Genomic DNA, 3,458 nt, shown 5'->3' with positions numbered 1-3,458 from the left:
GCGCCAGGCCTGACGGTCCGGGTGTGTGATGGCCTGAGCTGTGAGCTGGCGGGATCTAAAGACCTGTTGGCACGCTTGCCCGACTTGCTGGGCTCGGCCGATGTGCGGGTGATACCTGTACCCTGTCTGGGGCGCTGCGAGCAGGCGCCGGTGGCGGTCGTGCACCAGTGCCCGGTGCCGCTGGCCACCACGAATGCCGTTGTTTCAATGGCTAATTCGGCTGCAGCCCAACACCCATCAGCGCAAGGAGCTACTAATTTTGTAGCATCTTTGCATGCGGAAGAAAGTATTTCTCCGCTCCCGCAAGCGATTCAAGTCTCGCCCGATTACGCTGGCTATGACACCTACCGTGCCCATGGCGGCTATGCGCTGGCCGCCGCGTTGGCGAACGGTGAAGTGGATGCCGAGCGCATCATCAAGACGATGGAAGACTCCGGCCTGCGGGGTCTGGGTGGCGCGGGTTTTCCGGCCGGTCGCAAATGGCGCATCGTGCGCGAGCAGCCCGCCCCCCGGCTAATGGCCGTGAACATCGACGAAGGCGAACCCGGCACGTTCAAAGACCGCACCTACCTGGAGCGCGATCCGCATCGTTTTCTGGAGGGCTTGCTGATTGCCGCGCAGGTGGTCGGCATTGACGCCTGTTATGTGTACCTGCGGGACGAATACCACGGCTGCCGCGCCATTCTGGAGACCGAGTTGGCAAAATTGCAGGCCAACCCGCCTTATCCGCCCCATATCGCCTTGCCTACCATTGAGCTGCGGCGGGGCGCCGGGGCCTACATCTGTGGCGAAGAGTCCGCCATGATCGAGAGCATTGAGGGCAAGCGGGGTGAGCCGCGTATGCGCCCGCCTTACATTGCGCAAGTGGGTTTGTTTGGGCGCCCCACGCTGGAACATAATTTTGAAACCCTGTACTGGGTGCGTGACATTGTGGAGAAGGGCGCAGACTGGTTCAGCAGCTTTGGCCGTCATGGCCGCAAAGGGCTGCGCAGTTTCAGCGTCAGCGGCCGGGTCAAGTACCCCGGCGTCAAGCTGGCACCGGCGGGCATTACCTTGCAAGAGTTGATTGACGAGTATTGCGACGGCATGCTGGACGACCACACGCTGTATGCCTATTTGCCGGGTGGCGCGTCGGGCGGCATCTTGCCGGCCAGCCTGAACAACATTCCACTGGACTTTGACACCCTGCAACCGTATGGCTGCTTCATTGGCTCAGCGGCGATCATTGTTCTCAGTCAACATGACCGGGCGCGCGATGCAGCGCTGAACATGATGCGATTTTTTTCGCATGAGAGTTGCGGCCAGTGCACGCCGTGTCGCGTGGGCACCGCGAAAGCCGTGAAGCTGATGGAGGCCGAAAAGTGGGACAACGCCACGCTGGAAGACCTGAACTTGGTCATGACCGATGCGTCCATTTGTGGCCTCGGGCAGGCCGCACCCAACCCGGTGCGCAGTATTCAAAAGTACTTCCCCCAGGAGATCGTTTAGATGAACGCGCCTGCCAAATTGGCCGAAGTCACGCCGCAAACCGTCGAGTTCAAGCTGGACAACCAAACTATCCATGCTTTTGAGGGTGAAACCATCCTCAAGGCCGCCAAGCGCCATGGCGTCGATATTCCCCATCTTTGCTACAAGGAAGGCTACCGAGCCGATGGCAATTGCCGCGCCTGTGTCGTCGAGATCAAGGGCGAGCGCACATTGGCCCCCAGCTGCTGTCGCAGTGCCACTGCGGGCATGGAAGTGCAGGCAAAGAGCGAACGCGCGGTCAAGAGCCAGAAGATGGTGCTGGAGATGCTGCTGTCCGACATGCCGGATACCGGCTACAAATGGAATGAACAGGACGAGTCGCAGCAGCACGGTGAACTCAGCGACTGGGCAGCACGCATGGATGTTTCTGTGCGCCCTGAACTCAAGACCTTGCGCCGCAAGCAACCCAAGGCCGATATTTCGCACCCGGCCATGGCCGTCAACCTCGATGCCTGCATCCAGTGCAAGCGCTGCGTGCGCGCCTGCCGGGAAGAGCAGGTGAACGACGTCATTGGCTACGCCCTGCGCGGCTCGCACAGCGAGATCGTATTTGACCTGAACGACCCCATGCGTGACAGCACCTGCGTGGCCTGCGGCGAATGTGTGCAGGCCTGCCCCACGGGTGCGCTGATGCCAAAAACGCAAATCGGCTCGCAGGTGGTGGATAAAAAAGTGGACTCGGTCTGCCCCTTCTGTGGTGTGGGCTGTCTATTGACCTACAACGTCAAGGACAACAAAATTGTGAGTGTGGACGGGCGCGATGGCCCCGCCAACCACAACCGACTGTGCGTGAAAGGGCGCTTCGGTTTTGACTACGCGCACAGTCCGCAGCGTTTGACCGTACCGCTGATTCGCAAGGCTGGCGTGCCCAAAGACCCTGCCGCCTTGCAGGATCTCAACCGTGATACGGCAGATTGGTCTTCCGTGTTTCGGGAGGCAAGCTGGGAAGAAGCACTGGCGCTGACCTCGGGCGCGCTCAAAGGCCTGCGCGATACCCATGGCAAGAAGTCGCTGGCGGGCTTTGGTTCCGCCAAGGGCAGCAACGAAGAAGCCTATTTGTTCCAGAAGCTGGTGCGCACCGGTTTCGGCTCCAACAACGTGGACCACTGCACCCGCCTGTGCCATGCCTCCAGCGTCGCGGCGCTCCTGGAGGGGGTGGGCTCGGGGGCGGTGAGCAACCAGGTCAACGATGTGGCAAACGCGGACCTGATTTTTGTCATCGGCTCCAACCCTACGTCCAATCATCCGGTGGCGGCCACCTGGATGAAAAATGCCGTCAAAAAAGGCGCCAAGATTGTGCTGGCTGACCCGCGCGTGACCGACATCGGCAAACACGCCTGGCGCACGCTGCAGTTCAAGGCCGACACCGATGTGGCCATGCTCAATGCGCTGATCCACACCGTCATTGAAGAGGGCTTGGCCGATGAAGAGTTCATCCGCACCCGTGCCAGTAACTTCGAGGCCCTGAGAGAAAACGTCAAGGGTTACAGCCCCGAGACCATGTCGCCGATCTGCGGCATTCCGGCGCAGACCCTGCGTGACGTGGCGCGCGAGTTTGCCAAGGCCAAAGGCGCCATGATTCTGTGGGGCATGGGCGTGAGCCAGCATGTGCACGGCACCGACAATGTCCGCTGCCTGATTGCACTGGCTACAGTCACAGGCCAGATCGGAAAACCCGGCTCCGGCCTGCATCCGCTGCGCGGGCAAAACAACGTGCAGGGCGCCAGTGACGCCGGTTTGATTCCCATGATGTACCCCAACTACCAGCGTGTGACCGACAAAGCCGCACACGCCTGGTTCGAGAATTTTTGGGACACGAAACTCGACGACCAGCCCGGCTACACCGTCGTGGAAATCATGCACAAGGCCCTGGCGCCGGACACCGATCCGCACAAGGTGCGCGGCATGTACATCATGGGCGAGAACCCGGC

2 protein-coding genes are annotated in these 3,458 nt (G+C 60.9%); both read left to right on the top strand.

The window, feature by feature from the left end:
* The coding region (locus B3V69_RS18060) for an NADH-ubiquinone oxidoreductase-F iron-sulfur binding region domain-containing protein (protein WP_296448451.1) at positions 1-1,488 on the top strand (1,488 nt) is incomplete at its 5' end.
* The coding region (locus B3V69_RS18055; protein WP_296448450.1) for a molybdopterin-dependent oxidoreductase at positions 1,489-3,458 on the top strand (1,970 nt) is incomplete at its 3' end.

It is taken from the genome of Rhodoferax sp. UBA5149 (genome assembly GCF_002413825.1).
Taxonomy (GTDB): Bacteria; Pseudomonadota; Gammaproteobacteria; order Burkholderiales; family Burkholderiaceae_C; genus Rhodoferax.
Note: the sequence above shows the minus strand (reverse complement) of the source record. Positions and strands in the feature narration are given on the sequence as shown.